Source organism: Bacteroides intestinalis DSM 17393 (assembly GCF_000172175.1).
GTDB lineage: Bacteria > Bacteroidota > Bacteroidia > Bacteroidales > Bacteroidaceae > Bacteroides > Bacteroides intestinalis.
Genome location: NZ_ABJL02000008.1, coordinates 969,223 through 985,442 on the forward strand (window position 1 = coordinate 969,223; position 16,220 = coordinate 985,442).

Below are 16,220 nucleotides of genomic sequence, written 5' to 3' on the forward strand. Positions count from 1 at the left end.
AAACTATGTACACTATACAAGCAAACCCCAGCGGTACCCGCAGTTTAGAAATATCCGAAGAAAATCTGGCTACTATTGAGAAATACGGCCTTTTCCGTCATCTTATTGACAGTAACGGCATTGTAGACGAGTCTGTTCTGGAGAAACTGAGACTGAATATCCGCTCCCTCATCGCATCACAAGAGGAGGACAGCAAAGATCTGCTCGACCTCTGCATCGACGTGATATACCACAACAACATGAAAGCCTTCGGATTACAACAGTTGATCAAGCTCTATCTGGAATGGCTTTCCAAGCAGGAACCCATAGAAGAGGAATCATGAAATGAAAACAATCGATACCTGTGGTCAAAAACTTTACAGTCCTCTCATCCCGGCAGTCAAAGCTATGTGCGAAACCGCGCCGGGTGAGAGGTTGGAAATTATTATGAATAACGCTGAGGCTTTCCAGGATTTGAAGGAATACCTCGCGGAACAGAGCATTGGTTTCCGAGAAATATACGACGAAGAACGGATGATCTTGCAGTTCAAGATGTAATAGTTAATCCGCAACTTTTTTCATAAAAGAAATTTCAATGCCCCTATACAAACACAGACGGGATACATTACAGTGATGTTTCCCGTCTTTTTTATTCGACTATACTTCAAGCTAATACATCAGAAACATGAAAACACTCTATTTTTTCCTTCCACTCCTGATAATAATTGTAGCCACCCCATTAAGCGCACAAGATATTCCCGAACGGCATCTTGTCAAGATGGACAAATTAGGATTTATAGCTTCTTTTTATCAGACTCCTACAGCAAGTACTCTGACTGAAGGAGAATCTACGTGTTATAGCTTTGAAAATATTATAAACGAAAAAGATCATCCTAATAAATTATATCAAATCACGGTGTGGGAATCCTCTAACCCGACTGACAGCACTTATGCCGAATACAAAGAAGAAGAACTGACAACTCTTAAACTTCATAGTCAAGGATTGCGACTCATAGAAAAGGATATCATGCAAGGAAGAATGATTCCATTCAATTGCTATGTACTGCAAAGTAAGACCGGAGAATACACTCATTTTTACATAGGATCGGGTAAGAACAAAGTTTACACACTAGAAGTTATATGCAAAAAAGATGAAAAATATAATGCTGACTTGATACAATTCATACGCAGTTTCCAGATAACTCTTTATAATAATCAGATCAAAAGCATCAGTACCGACAGCCTAAGCTATACCATGAACTTTCCCTTCACCCCTAAGATTCAAAAAACAGATTCTCCGGAAGCTGGAATCAAATATCATGTAGTAGTTTCTGGCGAAGCCCCAAAGAAATCCGAAACAGGATATATGGGAGAACTGGAGGTAATCTCTCAGGTAAGTGTATCTCCTATAGAGGTATATGAAATATCTGAAATATGTTACAATACAGACCAACTGCCAGAAGAAATATCTTCCGAACAAAAAGAGTATTTCTGGAGAGAATTGATGCACATGATTATCAATGCCACTTCCCAAGGTAAACTACTCAAAAAAGAAGAAATGAAATCCGGAAATCCCGAAGGCATAGCTTTTACTTACACCGGAATAAACGGGATTAATTACCGTACATTTCTTTGCCGTGCATTTTATATCAAACGCAAATTATATATTCTTCAGGTTCTACTTCGATACAGGGACGAAGCTAATCACCCGGATGTTATCAATTTTTTGGATTCCTTCCGCATAAAGTAAATAGTAGGCCCTATCGCATAAGCAAAGGCACTTCAAACCAAAATGTAGACCCTTTGTTTACCTCAGATTCCAACCCTACCTTGCCTCCCAGGCTTCGAATGATAGTTTGCGAAAGCGTCAGGCCTAAACCAGTTCCCGGCACTTCACGATCCAACTTCTTAAAGCTGGTAAATATTTCTTGTTGCTCTTCTTCCGGTATTCCAATCCCGGTGTCGGACACATAAAAATGAACGGTATCCGTTTCCTTCATGTGGCCACCAAAGCGTATTTCACCTGATTTGGTAAACTTAATCGCATTATGAATCAGGTTTGCCATTACCTGAATGATGCGCTGATGTTCAGAATACATGATAATAGGTTGCAAGGAGGCTTCACAGATCAAATCAACTGAAGGGTTATTGAACAGTTTCACTTTAAACATGCCTTCCAGTTCTCTCAACAAGTCAATTATAGTCTTTTACACGGTGGAAAACAAGCGTTTCCTGCAGGAGAAACAAGCGTTCCCATTAAGGGAAACGCGAGTTTCCATGAGGGGAAACTGCCGTTCCCCGCAGCGGAAACGGATCTAAATATAGGAGGGGTGCGGCTGAAAAAAGGGCTACACCATTTGCCCAAAAGGGTGTAACCATGTACCCCAAAGGGTGTAGCTATATGCCTAAAAGGGTGTAGCCCTACCGGATAAAAGGTTATTTTACCCGAAATATGAGCGTAAGTTTCCTCTGAAAAAGGTTTTATCCGCTACTTTCCGGTATATTCCGTTCGTTTCCGAAAAGTCTATTTGATTGAAAACGCACCTTAAACGGATATTTTGAATCTTTTATAAGAGCATCACTACGCAATATCCTTTTTATTTTCCACATACGCTTTCTATTTGCATTTTCCTAATAAGGATTCCTTGCATTCTTTTTCATCAAGCACCGCACGATGGGGAAATCTCAATCCAGACATCATTATCTCATATCTCTGCACAAAACGATAACTGACAAATAAATTCTACTAATGGAAGTAAATATGGAGAACAAACAGCAGATTTTAAAGCTACGCTATGTTTGGTGGAAGATAAGTTATCTGATGTACCAACTTATTTTTCTAAGTAGATATTCATTATTAGTTTGTACTATAAATGGGCATTTAGCGGTGTGAATTGATACGCGGATTACGCGGAATAGACAGACGAACACGAATCCTAATTTTTCATCCGCAGATGACTTGTACAGCATAGCACTTAACTCCGCGTTAGTCTGCTTTATCCGCGTAATCCGCGTATCAATTCACGCCCCTAAATTATCATTTAATTATGATACAGTACTTAATATAATAACACATAAAATGTAAAAATTGCACATTTTCTGGTTGAACCTCATTTTATGCGTATCTTTGCAGCATGAAAGAATATCGACTGACTGATTGGTTGCCCACAACCAAAAAAGAAGTGGAATTGCGCGGATGGAACGAACTGGACGTTATTCTGTTCAGCGGAGATGCTTATGTGGACCATCCTTCTTTCGGGGCTGCCGTCGTGGGACGCATCCTCGAAGCGGAAGGCTTGCGCATAGCGATTGTGCCTCAACCCAATTGGCGAGACGATTTACGTGACTTTAAAAAGTTGGGACGTCCCCGCCTATTCTTCGGTATCAGTGCCGGCTGCATGGACTCTATGGTCAATAAATATACGGCAAACAAGCGTCTTCGTAGTGATGATGCCTATACACCGGATGCCCGCCCGGATATGCGACCGGAATATCCGTCCATCGTTTATACCCAAGTCCTGAAAAAACTCTATCCCGACATTCCGGTTGTTTTGGGAGGCATTGAGGCAAGTATGCGCCGATTGACGCACTACGATTACTGGCAGGATAAAGTACGCAAAAGCATCCTCGTAGATAGTGGAGCCGACTTACTGATCTATGGAATGGGAGAAAAGCCACTTGTGGAACTGGCAAAAAGAATGCAGCAGCAGGCTGATACCGGCTTGCCCCTGCAATATGACATCTCACAAATAGCCTATCTTTGCAAGACAGCGGAATTTGTGCCGGAAGAAGGAGATATCCGCCTTTACTCTCACGAAGAGTGTCTGAAAGATAAGAAAAAACAAGCTGCCAACTTCCGCCATATTGAAGAAGAGAGCAATAAATATGCAGCCTCACGCATTACACAGGAAGTGGATGACCTGACTATCGTTGTCAATCCGCCTTATCCTCCGCTGACGGAAGCAGAACTTGACCACTCCTTCGACTTGCCCTATACTCGGTTGCCTCACCCCAAATACAAAGGCAAACGTATTCCGGCTTATGACATGATCAAGTTTTCCGTTAATATCCACCGCGGCTGCTTCGGTGGCTGTGCTTTCTGTACTATCTCGGCGCATCAGGGAAAATTCATTGTCAGCCGTAGTAAAGAGAGTATCTTGAAAGAGGTGAAAGCATTAATGGAACTCCCTGACTTTAAGGGATACCTGAGCGACCTTGGAGGCCCTTCGGCCAACATGTACCACATGAGGGGGAATGATGAAGCCCTTTGTAAGAAGTGCAAGCGTCCGTCATGTATTCATCCCAAAGTATGCCCGAATCTGAACAGTAGTCATCGCCCATTACTTGATATTTACCATGCTGTGGATGCACTGCCCGGCATCAAGAAGTCATTTATCGGAAGTGGTGTACGCTATGACTTGTTATTGCATCGGAGCAAAGATCCGGAAACCAATAAAAGCACTGCTGAATATACCCGTGAATTGATAGCCCGACACGTCAGTGGACGTCTGAAAGTAGCTCCAGAGCATACCAGCGAACGAGTGTTGAGCATCATGCGCAAACCCTCATTCAGCCTGTTCCAGGAATTCAAAAAGATATTCGACCGCATCAATCGCGAAGAAGGATTGCGGCAACAGCTCATCCCTTACTTCATCTCCAGCCATCCCGGCTGCCGGGAAGAAGATATGGCAGAACTGGCCGTCATTACCAAACGTCTTGACTTCCAACTGGAACAGGTACAAGACTTTACCCCTACCCCAATGACTGTGGCCACCGAAGCATGGTACACCGGCTTCCACCCTTATACTCTGGAACCTGTATTTAGTGCCAAAACTCCACGGGAAAAGTTAGCTCAACGTCAGTTCTTCTTCTGGTATAAACCGGAAGAACGGAAGAATATCATCAACGAATTGCGACGCATCGGACGGCAAGATTTGATTGACAAACTATATGTAAAACGATAAATACGAATCAGGCATGAAAAAATTCATCATTTTCCTTATTGTCTCCCTGAGTTGCACAAACTCACTCTTGCAAGCACAAGATCTTTTACCGCAAGAATTTAGTGTATCATTGGGAGGAGGACTGACCTTGCCGTATGTAGATGGAAATCGTAATGACTTCTTTAACAAAAACGGAAATCGTGCGGGATATAACCTAACGACTGAAGGACGCTATTACTTCATGCCGAATTTCGCTTTGGGACTTCAGTATGATTACCTGAGAATTGCTCATTCTCCGGATAAGATGCATTTACATTACATACATCCCAACATCACCTACCGTTACTTATGGAGTAATGGCAATCAAGGTGTTTTCCTTTCATTCGGTATCGGTTATATGAACTACGAGGAGCGTACATACCAGAGAAATACCAAGAAAGGATTTCTTTTCAATAGAGGATATTGCGGCCTGTCAATCGGCATGGGTTACGAATTCTATATTTCGAAAAAAATATCCGGAGTGTTTCGTGCCGATATTCTGACGGCAGACTGGTTTGCCAATCCGGATGCCCGACTTTACAATCCGGATGATTATGATGACGGAATAGATCACAGTTGGTTCAAGAACAATATTACGTTCTTCAATATAGGTTTCGCCATACAGTTCGGACGATAACAGAATCTCCCGCCAACACATAAGAAAAAAATCCCCTTCCACATCCATATAGTTTTATTAATAGAGAAACGTATGGGCAGGGAAGGGGGATCAACTACTTAATCAGTTTGTATAATTCGCTGCCAGCCAATAGGAAAGCACCGACACCATATACATCAGTAGCATCACGTCCTGCAGCCTTGGGAGCAGCCCCTACAGGTTGTATATATCCCAACTTACCATCTGTATGTACGGCTTTGACTAATGACTTCCAACCTTTTTCAAGCACAGGCTTATAAGTACGTTTTGCCAGGTATTCATTTCTGAGTCCCCACGCAATTCCATAGCACATAAAAGCAGAACAACTATTCTCAGGCATATCGTAAGAATCCGGATCCAGCAAGCTTGTGCGCCAGTCACCGCCCTCGCATTGGGTTTTACGTACAGCCTCAGCCATTTTCACAAACAGTTGAATATAGTAGTTACGCGAGTCACAATCTATTGGGAGATTATCTATAATCAAAGGAAGTCCGGCAAACACCCAACCGTTACCACGTCCCCAAAATTGTTTGGCTCCGTTCTTCTCACGCATAGGAATTCGCTTATTGTCCCTATAAAAAAGTGAATATTCTTCATCATACAATGAATCTACACATTCTTTATATTCACTATTCATATAATTCAAATAAACATCATCCCCTGTCATTGTATACAGAGCCGCATATACCGGCGGTGCCATGAACAATGCATCCGCCCAAGACCAGCGTTCCAAAGTTCCCACTGCATCCGTTTTCAACAAAGGGGCTTTCGAAGGATGAGTTGCCACATAATATGCCCGCTCCATCACCGGCTGCAACATCCGTTTATCTCCCAGTTTGCGGTACATTTCAATAAATGCCTGTCCCACACAAATATCGTCTGCATGATAAACACGATCCCACATATTCCAATTGTATTTCTCACCAATTTCACGTACAAAGTCATAACATGTCTCATTGCCGGAGACCTTCCCCCATTCGGTTATCCCCCGGTATAATGCACCGTTTGTCCAATCCAAGGGATGATGTTTCACCTCTTTTTGATGATTGATCTGCCATTTGGCTACTGCATCGCAGACTTTCATAATATCAGTTTTCTTCATGTCAGCTGAAAACTGCTGAGCATATAAACTACAACCTACTGAAAACAAAAACAGAACTAAAATTTTCTTCATGATTTTAAATAATTTATTATTCAACTTCAAGCGCCGGTACATTCTGATCGGCTCCCGGATATCCTAAATTCTGATTTATACGACCTCTGGAATTAGAAGCAATCGCATTCTCCGGTATAGGCCATAATATATGATAAGGCTTAATGGTATAAATATTGATGCCATTATGATTGATCTTTTCACGGAAGAAGTTATTATATCTCATCATTCGGTCATAGTAATAATTCTTCTCTGAAATATCGCTAAGTGAATACCCATTCAATCCCTTTTCTGCCATGATAAAAGCCACACGAGTCAATTCCGTCTTCCGAGGCTCTTCAAAAAACAATTCTCTAGCACGCTCATCCAGTATATATTCAATAGTTACTTGCTGAGAGTTCGTTAGCTCTTTTGCATTAGCACGCATCCGGATTTTATTAATATCATTCATGGCTGCATCCAGATTTCCTTTCCAATAATAAGCTTCAGCTCTCAGTAAATAGGTCTCAGCCAAACGGAATACATACCAATCTGTATATCCTCCCTGAGGAGTATCAGGTTTATTATCTTCAGGTACAAAAGTCTTGTAATGCATCATCGGACTCCAAGCATAGATAGTATCTACACAATACTTTTTTTGTAAAGGTTGACCATAATATTTAGATGCCGGATTATTATAGACCATATCCTCCATATTCAACCAATTCGGAGCTGTATGGCGATAATCTTCTTTGGAGTCCCAAATTTCATAGTTAAAATAATTAGTCGTCCTGATTCTACCGATTCCGCGTCCCACTTGTCCTATTTGGGGTTGCCCTGCCGCTTTATCCATTGTGCCACGTTTACCATCCGGATCATTGTTAGTATTTGCATTCCACCAGCAAGGTACAAGATCTCTCATCCGATAAGACCCGGTAGAGGTTCCCCCTTCCGTCAATCGTTTATCCTCAACCAGGAAGATGCCTTCCAGATTTTCAGAAGAATTGATATTCTCCCGATTAAAAAGATCACTTATTATATTATATTGAGCATCCGATATATTGACCCCGAATCTTTTTTCCATCAGTTTATGTTGACTATGATCTATGACAGCAGTAGTAGCAGCGACAGCTCCGTCAAAATCACAACATGCCAAACATATTTTAGCTAGCAGATGATTTCCTGCTGCCTTGGAAACAGCACCATGAGGAGCACTCTCCGGCAGATAGCGGGTGGCAAACATCATATCCTCTCGTAAACGTTTCAAAATACTACTACGTGTATGCGAATAGAAATCTAATTTAGGAGTTGTGACTTCTTTATCAATAAAGGGTACATCTCCAAACTGATTCACCAGTTTATAATACCAATAAGACCTATGAAAATACCCTTCAGCCAGAATTGTATTTTTATCATTTTCAGTTATCTCATCCGCAGCCTGTACACGAGATATTATTGTATTTGCTTTCTGAATAGCACTATAGCCTTTACTCCAGAAAGTACCAATCTGAGAATCTCCATAAGCACCCGGCTTTAGCTGAATTTCAAAGTTTTTTAAAGTTTGAGCAACGATATTGCCAGCTACAGCAACATCAGAAGTCATCAACTCTGTGCAGGCATAAGAATTATTGCCTATAAACTCCGGACGTATCATTGCACGACAAGACACCAAAGCGCCCTCTAATCCTTCTTTCGTCACATAGGTATTTTCAGGAGAATAGAATGACAAAGGTTCCGGCTTTAGCCAATCATTACAAGAAACCAAACATGCAGTACACAAAAATGCAGAGAATGCATAATGTACCTTCCTTAATATTATTTGTGTTTTCATATCTATACTTTTATAATGAGAAATTAATACCAAAAGTAAACGTACGCGGTGCCGGAGATAAGGATTCCGGATCCCAATAATTCCATCCTGTTATCAATAAAGGATTAGAAACGTTTATATAAACACGAGCATTAGAGACGCTCCATTTAGAAGATATCTTATTAGGTATTCTATAAGCTAACGAAACTTCTTGCAAACGTACATACGAACGGTTTTTATAAACATTGAATGACGGAGATTTTGTATTCGAACCTAAGCGTGCAAATTCATTGGTAGGATTCTCCGGAGTCCAATAATCATATTTATAAGCATTTACGCGGTCATAATAATAATCTGTTGGATGAGAATAATGACTATTAGAAGACTTATGTCCAAGATCTGAGCGAATAAAGAATTAAAAGTCCACGCATTTAAAGAACTCCATCGTATTACCAATACCGAATGAAAAACGAGGACGCTTATATCCTTGAAATACTTTATCATCTTCCGGAAGATATTCTCCGTCATTATTTACATCCCATATTTTAAAATCACCCGGCTCTTTACCATACTTGGCAGCATCTTCACGTTCATTCTCTTGCCATACTCCCAAAATTTTATAATCATAAATTTCATCTAAAGCATGTCCAATATACCATCCATTCTGAATATCATCATCTTCTCTCTGTCCTATTACATTTCCATCTTTATCCAGCACATCTACCATTTCACCATACAGATGGGCAATTTCATTCCGGTTAAGAGAAGCAATGAAAGAAGAAGACCATCTGAAATTCTTATGATCGATATTAACTGAATTTAAGGACAGTTCAAAACCCTTATTACGAACTTCTCCCAAATTAGTTGTTACTCCGGAAAAACCAATAATATCCGGCAAAGAGCGGGTTAACAGCAAATCTTTTGTAGACATATAATAAGCCTCCACTGTTCCATTCAAACGATTACCCAGAATTGCAAAGTCAAAGCCTATATTATATGCTTCAGTCTTCTCCCATTTCAGGTTTTCATTGGGAAGACGAGTGGCATAAATCCCAATAACTGTACTTCCGTTATGCAGATATTTCTCCGAATCCAAATTTGCCAAAGCAGCATAACGTCCGATACTCCGGTTTCCATTGATACCCCAAGATAAACGAAGTTTCAAATTATCAATCCACGAAATCGCTTTCATGAAGTTTTCCTCATTCATTCTCCAACCAAATGCAAATGCAGGAAAATTAGCATATGGATTATTAGAACCAAAAGCCGAATAACCATCACGTCGGAAAGAAGCAGTAAACAAATAGCGATCCATTAAATTATAGTTCAGTCTTGCCATCATAGCATTTCCCGTATCCACTGTATCATCACTCCCTACAACCGGATTCGTACCATTTGCAACAGCATGCCAGCCCAGCACCTCAGAAGGAGTAAGATTGGAATTTTCTGCTTTATCAGACCAAGTTTCATTTTTTTCAAGATTAAACAATAGAGTCAAATCAAGCTTATGAATTTTATTGAATGTATGGTTCCACCTCAAAATATTGTCAAGCATCCAGGAATGTGCGCTATTATTACGCCGTACGGCATGCCCCTTATACTTTTCACCAGCCATACTGGTAGATGGATCAAAATAATGATTCTTTTGCCAATTGTTATAGTCCGAATAGCTCATTTCATAAACAAATCCCCATGGCAATGTAATCTTTGCATTCAATGTAGCATTGAATGTCTGAGTCACATTGAAACGATCACGCTGTTCATAATTAGCGAAAGGATTCGTACTCATGTTATCGTCATTAGGATAGAACTTCAAAGAACCATTCTCTTCATATTTGCTGCCCCAAGGACTAGCTTGAATAGCTTCTTCCCAATCAACTTCATCTACACTTTCATTACGAGTGGCATAATGTGCTTGCAAGCCGACCTGAAGCCAATCTGTAACATTTACTTTCAAATTTAAACGCGAACGGATAGTCTTATATTGGTCTCCTACTACAATACCTTGATTATTAATGCTTCCTAATGACCAATAGTAAGAAACTCTGTCATTCTTTCCAGAAATACTTACATTGTAATCCTGACGCAAAGCGTTTTGAAAAGAAGCATCATACCAATCCGTCTCTCTACCTGCCAGATAATTATCTATTTCTGTAGTAGAAAAGGCCAAACGATTCAACCAAATCTCTGCCAGATTTGAATCTGCCGAAGCCCCTGTATACGATAACCAGGTATTCAGATCAATTCCTTGCGGCAAATTGTCCGGATTGTGGAAGTATCCCAAAGGACGAGATGGATTGCTCCGGATTTTTTCATCCCTTCTCATAACCATATATTCCTGCCCATTAAAAGGACGCTGATTACGAGTCAAATTCTGCATACCTATCTTCATATCAAAATTGATGACCGACTTTCCTTCATTACCCTGTTTTGTTGATATGACGACCACCCCCGAAGCCGCACGTGATCCGTAAACAGCTGCAGAACTACCATCTTTCAAAATATCAATCGTTTCAATATCACTGGGATTGATATCCACCAAATCGCCATTAAAGATAACTCCGTCCAATACAATCAGAGGAGAATTACTGGCATTAATGGATTTCTCACCACGAATCAGCATAGAACCACCCCCTTTGGCAGAAGTTCCGAACCCTGCAGAAAATCCTGCCACCGTACCACGCAGCATTTCAGCTACACTAGTTACCGACTGCGTCGTATTTTCTGTAGAGATACGGGTTATTGCTCCAGTGAGATCTTTTTTTCTCATCGTTCCATAACCAACAACAACAACCTCTTCCAATTGAGCGACATCTTCTTCCAGTTCCACGTTAATCACATTCTTTCCATTAACCGTAACCTCTTTAGACTGATAACCAATAAATGAAAAAACGAGAGTCTCTTTGGAATTTTCCAATGTTAACCGATAATTACCATCAATATCAGTGATAGTACCAGTTATTTTCCCTTTCACTTGCACAGTTGCTCCTATGACGCTTTCGCCACTGGACGTTACTTTTCCGGTAACTACAAAACCTTGTGCATAGACACCTGTTGACCAGCTGATTAAGCTAAAAAACAGGCACAATTTCATAAATATTTTATGTTTCTCATGCATAGTTATTAATATTTAAATGGTTAATACTAAAACTCTGTGGTTATTTTATACTGTATCACATTCTTGTCAGATTCAAAATATGCAATATCCGCATATCCATTTCTATAGGGAATTCGTTTTCGCTTCCTCTGTATAGTAGCATTTGGAGGTGATATGGCCTGAAAGCAAATTTGACCATCACGAGACTGCAATATCACTTTCCCATCTTGAAAATCAATTTTAGTTTCTTCCATACCATCATCTATTAACATGGGGTAACATGCCCGCACCTTTTTCACATTCCCCTTCAGAATATCACGCACAGTAATTCCGGTATGATCAATATAAACACGTTGCGAAATCTGAGTAACTCCATCAAATCTACCAGTATAAACGACTTCAAATGCAACTCCGTCTACAGATTGTCTAACATTCCTCACATCTATTTCAGGAAGCTTACTGCCTTTGTATGCAGAAAAGTAAGATGTATCCGGAAATAATATGTTAGTATATTCCGCTAAGCGATATACTCCACCCGCAGCATCATGCCATTCAGGTCCAACTGCATACAGTTCTCCACCTAAATCCTGCTTCTTCTTGTTATCCCATTTATGGGGAATTCCATCCGAAGGACCTAACTGTGGATTTGAATTCTTCAGATGTATCCTGATGAGTCCTGTTGCATTATAACGAGGATCTCCACTGAGCTCATACTCAACATAGTTTCCACCAGAATTAGCAAAAACCTTATGGAACACGTCTTTCATAACCAAAACATATCCACCGATATCAGACGGAGACGGAGATTCTTTAATAGAATTATCAGCATATAAATAGGCAACGCACATTAGCCAGCATGCCAACAGATTATACTGTGATTGCGCTGAATAACTTTCATATCCATGCATCACTTCGATAGGAAAACGGTTTTTCACAATAAATCCACTTCCATCTTCTCTTATCCATCTTCCGATGCTCCTAAGTGCTAAATGCGCAGCTCGTTTAAAGGCGCCTGCTTCCTGCTTTTTTCCTAAAGCTGCATATTGTGAAGCGTAAATCTCATAAGTCACAGCTGCCGCTGCTTCATTCCAGATATGTTGAGCACTTCTACCGCCTGTCGGCACCTCTCCATAAGGCGATTGCATGAAAAGAGAAGTCCATGCTCCCAAACATAATTTGCGGGAATAAAAATCAAAAAATGTTCCGTTATATCCTTCCGCCAAAATAGAAGCCATAAACTGCCTCGTAAACTCATCATACACCATTGGCGGATTAGTCTTATTATCTATATACAAGCCAAACTCAGACATATATTGCTGCTGGTGTTCCAGATGAATATGAAAGAAATCTTTGTGATCGTTAATCCCTTTTTTTAACCGTAAATATTCACCGGCTAAAGCTACAACATTGTGATTATAACAGATTTTCTTACGCTTCAAGTTATCCCGATATAGCACATACGGATCAATTTCAGCCATTTTTTCGTGCCAGACAATCATTTGTGCTTCAGAAACCAATCCTTTATAAAGATCCATCGCCAGCATAATAGGCTGAATAAAGAATTCACCATGGTGATGGGCACACCTGTTCTCATGCATCTCACTCACTGAACAATCCAAAGCCTTTATTCCACTCTTTACCAAAGCATCATCTTTCAAGTATCCCGTTTGAGCCAGTAAACCTATAGACAGAGCATAGCAAGGAGTCGAGTATTGCCATTCGATTTTATAGACCGGATCAATAATTGCTCCCGTCACTTTATCCTGACAAGACGCAAATGCACGAACCTGACATTCTATCAATCTCAAATATTCATTATTATCTAATCCTGATGATTGAAAATCAACTACTCGCTTCTGGTTCTTCAAAAAAGTTTCTACCAACTGCCCTAATTGAGGATTATCTTCCCGAATATTTTGTTCAGCCAATAATATATTATTTATATCTCTTAATGAACCAGCATCCACCTTCGACACGAATATCAAAAGACATAAACTGACCCAAATGACTTTATGTACAAGCTCCGTTTTCATGGTTTTATAGCTTTATCGAGTTTCACATCTGGATTTCCACACCATATCTTCTTTCCAGTCCATTCGGCATACGAAGTATTCCAAAATTCATCAATAGTAGAAAGCCCCAATGCCGCAAAAGCTGCTGTACACAGATAGAGACTTCCCGTAGATATATATCTTTCAGCTATTTGTGGTTGATGACCTGCAAATCCTAATGTCAGCCATCCATCTGCATCAAAATTCCCTTTAACCGACATGTGTTTCTTTATAACAGCTGTCAGAGCACATCTAACCTGTGCCTTTGTAACCGATACCGGCAACAAATCTTTCAATGCAGCTTGGGATAGTACATGAAACGTCCCGAACCTATAAGCTATTGACCGGCCTATCACCGGATAAGCTCCATCCGGAGAAATCATTCTTTCTTGTTGTTCTGCATATCTGGAAAAGCGCTTTTTCTCCAACTGATAAAATTCATCTTCACCTTTTGCATACTTTTGCATTACTTCCAGCACATCCAATAACATAGGATGGATCACATAGCTATTATAATAATCCATATGTAAATCTACCCCATCTCCATACCATCCATCACCTTTATACCAGTCCTTGAAACGCATAATGGCATAGTTAACAGGTTCCATATTACATTCTCCTGTCAATTCCAGTAAAGTAGCTTCTACCATGGCTGAAAATAATAACCAATTGCTCTCTATCGGTTTTATCTTACGTATCTGCTGCAATGCATTCAATACATTCTGTCGAGTCTTGTCCGAAAGATTCCCCCAAATTTGTTTGGGAGCACGTAATATCCCCTGACAGAAGAAAGCAGCGTCCACCAACGGTTGTCGTGTCACCACAAAATTTAAATAATCAGGAGACTCGGGATTGAAACCATTATCTATGGAGAGAAGCATCAGACGTATATATTTACTTCTCAATCTTCCCTCTTCTGTTTCATCAGGGCCAAGTTCCAGCCAGGGAGCCATACCAACTAACAAACGTCCCAAAGCTTCTAAATGAGTAGTACGCGTATTGGGAGGATTCAATGCACCGGATATAGTTTCTACCGGCATATTCTTCTTCAGTTCCCCCTTACTCATATTTTCTAATACCGGGTCCGCTATTTTTGTCAATACAGTAATCCAATAAGTACGATCCTCCAAACCTGATGGATTTTGTGAATAACCACATAAACTTATTAATAAGAACAATGTACAGGTAAAAATATTCTTTTTCATGATTCTATAGTATATTGATTATGGTTTCATAAATTTATCAATGGGAAATTCTTCCCCGGAAAAGGCTTTAATGCTGGTCCACGGGGAAAGAGGAGCTGTCCAGAAAACATCATCTGCCGGTAAACCTAAAGGTAGGAAACCTAAAGAACAGAGATAGACACAAGGAGTTGATAAATAAGAATCCCCTAATTCCGGCTGTTCACCACACACTCCAATCGTTAACCAACCATTTTTATCAAAGGTACCCGGCTGTTCAAATAAACGCTTCAGCATAGCAGTCATTGCCCCCCGTACTTGACCTGCTTTTAAACTTGATGGAAGTTGATGGAATAATGCACTGGCTCCCAAAACTTGAAAAGCTGCCGAACGATAACTTACTGAACGTCCCAATACCGGATAACTTCCATCCGGTGCAATCATGCGTTCCTGAATTTCCGCATATCTGACGAAACGTTTCCACTCTTTGTCTAAAAGTATCTGATAAGATGAATCATATTTCACTACAACCTTTAAAACCTGTAACAACATAGGATGAATGACATAACTATTGTAATAATCCAAATGAAAATTCTCCCCATCTCCATAAACTCCGTCTCCTTTATACCATTGTTCATGTGATGAAATAGCCTTCTCTATTACTTCAAAATTCCATTCATTACCGAAACTTTTCAACCCACATTCCACCATCGCAGAAAACAATAGCCAATTATTATTTCCCGGCTTCATTGTACGTGTCGATTTCCATTGTTCTATTAAACGTTGTTGAGTCTTATCATCAAGATTTCCCCATAACTGAGTGGGTGCCTGTAACAATCCTTGTATCAAAAAGGCACTATTCACCAAGATCTGCCGTGTGGCTGTACTATTAAAATAATCATCAGCATGAGGATCTACAGAATTCTTCAACCCCTTACAGACCATTTTAATATATTTATCACGCAACTTTCCTTCTGCAGTTTTATCTGGCCCCAATTCTAACCATGGTGCTATTCCTGCTATTGTTCGTCCCACCGACTCCATATGTGTAACAAACTCCCTGCTACTAGCTTTCGCAGATGAAGAACGTCCAACTGGAATATTCTTTCTTAACTGGTCCTTACTCAAATTACTCAAAACCGGATCTGCTATCTTTAATAGCGTATGTACCCAATATTCTCTATCACTCTGGGAAGCATTTTGCCCTTGTACAGCAGAAATTGCCATAACAGAAAAGAAAAAAGCCGATACTAATTTAATCAGTTGATGTGTCATAGCTTTATTTTTAGATTATAACTTGTGGTTGCAAAACTATGGAAAAAAACAGATTTCA

At 40.2% G+C, this 16,220-nt stretch carries 11 protein-coding genes and 1 pseudogene; 5 read left to right on the forward strand and 7 right to left on the reverse strand.

Features of this window, described 5'->3' with window-relative positions:
- Positions 1 to 5 precede the first annotated feature (5 nt).
- The 3 genes from BACINT_RS13355 to BACINT_RS13365 all read left to right on the forward strand — a co-directional run bounded on the left by BACINT_RS13355 (position 6) and on the right by BACINT_RS13365 (position 1,729).
- Complete coding sequence (locus BACINT_RS13355; protein ID WP_007663951.1) at positions 6 to 323, forward strand: hypothetical protein; 318 nt, start codon at positions 6 to 8, stop codon at positions 321 to 323.
- Position 324: 1 nt separating this feature from the next.
- Positions 325 to 537 (forward strand): sulfurtransferase TusA family protein, encoded by a 213-nt coding sequence (locus BACINT_RS13360; RefSeq protein ID WP_007663956.1) that lies wholly within the window; start codon positions 325 to 327, stop codon positions 535 to 537.
- Positions 538 to 664: 127 nt separating this feature from the next.
- Entirely contained in the window at positions 665 to 1,729 is a 1,065-nt protein-coding gene (locus BACINT_RS13365) for a hypothetical protein (protein ID WP_007663958.1), read from the forward strand.
- Between the two features lie 10 nt (positions 1,730 to 1,739).
- On the opposite strand, the pseudogene BACINT_RS13370 reads toward BACINT_RS13365, so the two are convergent.
- Positions 1,740 to 2,174, reverse strand: a pseudogene (locus BACINT_RS13370) (sensor histidine kinase); the annotation flags it as partial.
- A gap of 939 nt (positions 2,175 to 3,113) precedes the next feature.
- Here BACINT_RS13370 and BACINT_RS13375 point away from each other — a divergent pair.
- Together BACINT_RS13375 and BACINT_RS13380 are read left to right on the forward strand one after the other, a co-directional pair.
- Positions 3,114 to 4,943, forward strand: a complete 1,830-nt coding sequence (locus BACINT_RS13375) for a YgiQ family radical SAM protein (protein ID WP_007663962.1) — start codon at positions 3,114 to 3,116, stop codon at positions 4,941 to 4,943.
- Between the two features lie 13 nt (positions 4,944 to 4,956).
- Positions 4,957 to 5,598: an outer membrane beta-barrel protein gene (locus tag BACINT_RS13380; RefSeq protein ID WP_007663965.1), complete on the forward strand. Its 642-nt coding sequence runs from the start codon at positions 4,957 to 4,959 to the stop codon at positions 5,596 to 5,598.
- A 94-nt stretch (positions 5,599 to 5,692) separates the two neighbouring features.
- Here BACINT_RS13380 and BACINT_RS13385 read toward each other — a convergent pair whose 3' ends face one another.
- From BACINT_RS13385 to BACINT_RS13410, 6 genes are all read right to left on the reverse strand, one after another.
- On the reverse strand, positions 5,693 to 6,790 hold the full coding sequence (locus BACINT_RS13385) for a glycoside hydrolase family 88/105 protein (RefSeq protein ID WP_021967997.1): 1,098 nt from the start codon (positions 6,788 to 6,790) through the stop codon (positions 5,693 to 5,695).
- Between the two features lie 16 nt (positions 6,791 to 6,806).
- Positions 6,807 to 8,579 (reverse strand): RagB/SusD family nutrient uptake outer membrane protein, encoded by a 1,773-nt coding sequence (locus BACINT_RS13390; protein WP_007663968.1) that lies wholly within the window; start codon positions 8,577 to 8,579, stop codon positions 6,807 to 6,809.
- Positions 8,580 to 8,973: 394 nt separating this feature from the next.
- On the reverse strand, positions 8,974 to 11,652 hold the full coding sequence (locus tag BACINT_RS13395) for a SusC/RagA family TonB-linked outer membrane protein (RefSeq protein ID WP_181982165.1): 2,679 nt from the start codon (positions 11,650 to 11,652) through the stop codon (positions 8,974 to 8,976).
- 50 nt (positions 11,653 to 11,702) lie between these two features.
- Positions 11,703 to 13,688, reverse strand: coding sequence for a hypothetical protein (locus tag BACINT_RS13400; protein WP_007663970.1), 1,986 nt, complete (start codon positions 13,686 to 13,688; stop codon positions 11,703 to 11,705).
- Positions 13,685 to 14,911 (reverse strand): DUF2264 domain-containing protein, encoded by a 1,227-nt coding sequence (locus BACINT_RS13405; RefSeq protein ID WP_007663971.1) that lies wholly within the window; start codon positions 14,909 to 14,911, stop codon positions 13,685 to 13,687. Before BACINT_RS13405 ends, BACINT_RS13400 begins: the two co-directional genes overlap by 4 nt.
- 18 nt (positions 14,912 to 14,929) lie before the next feature.
- Entirely contained in the window at positions 14,930 to 16,114 is a 1,185-nt protein-coding gene (locus BACINT_RS13410) for a DUF2264 domain-containing protein (RefSeq protein ID WP_052302196.1), read from the reverse strand.
- Between the last annotated feature and the right edge of the window lie 106 nt (positions 16,115 to 16,220).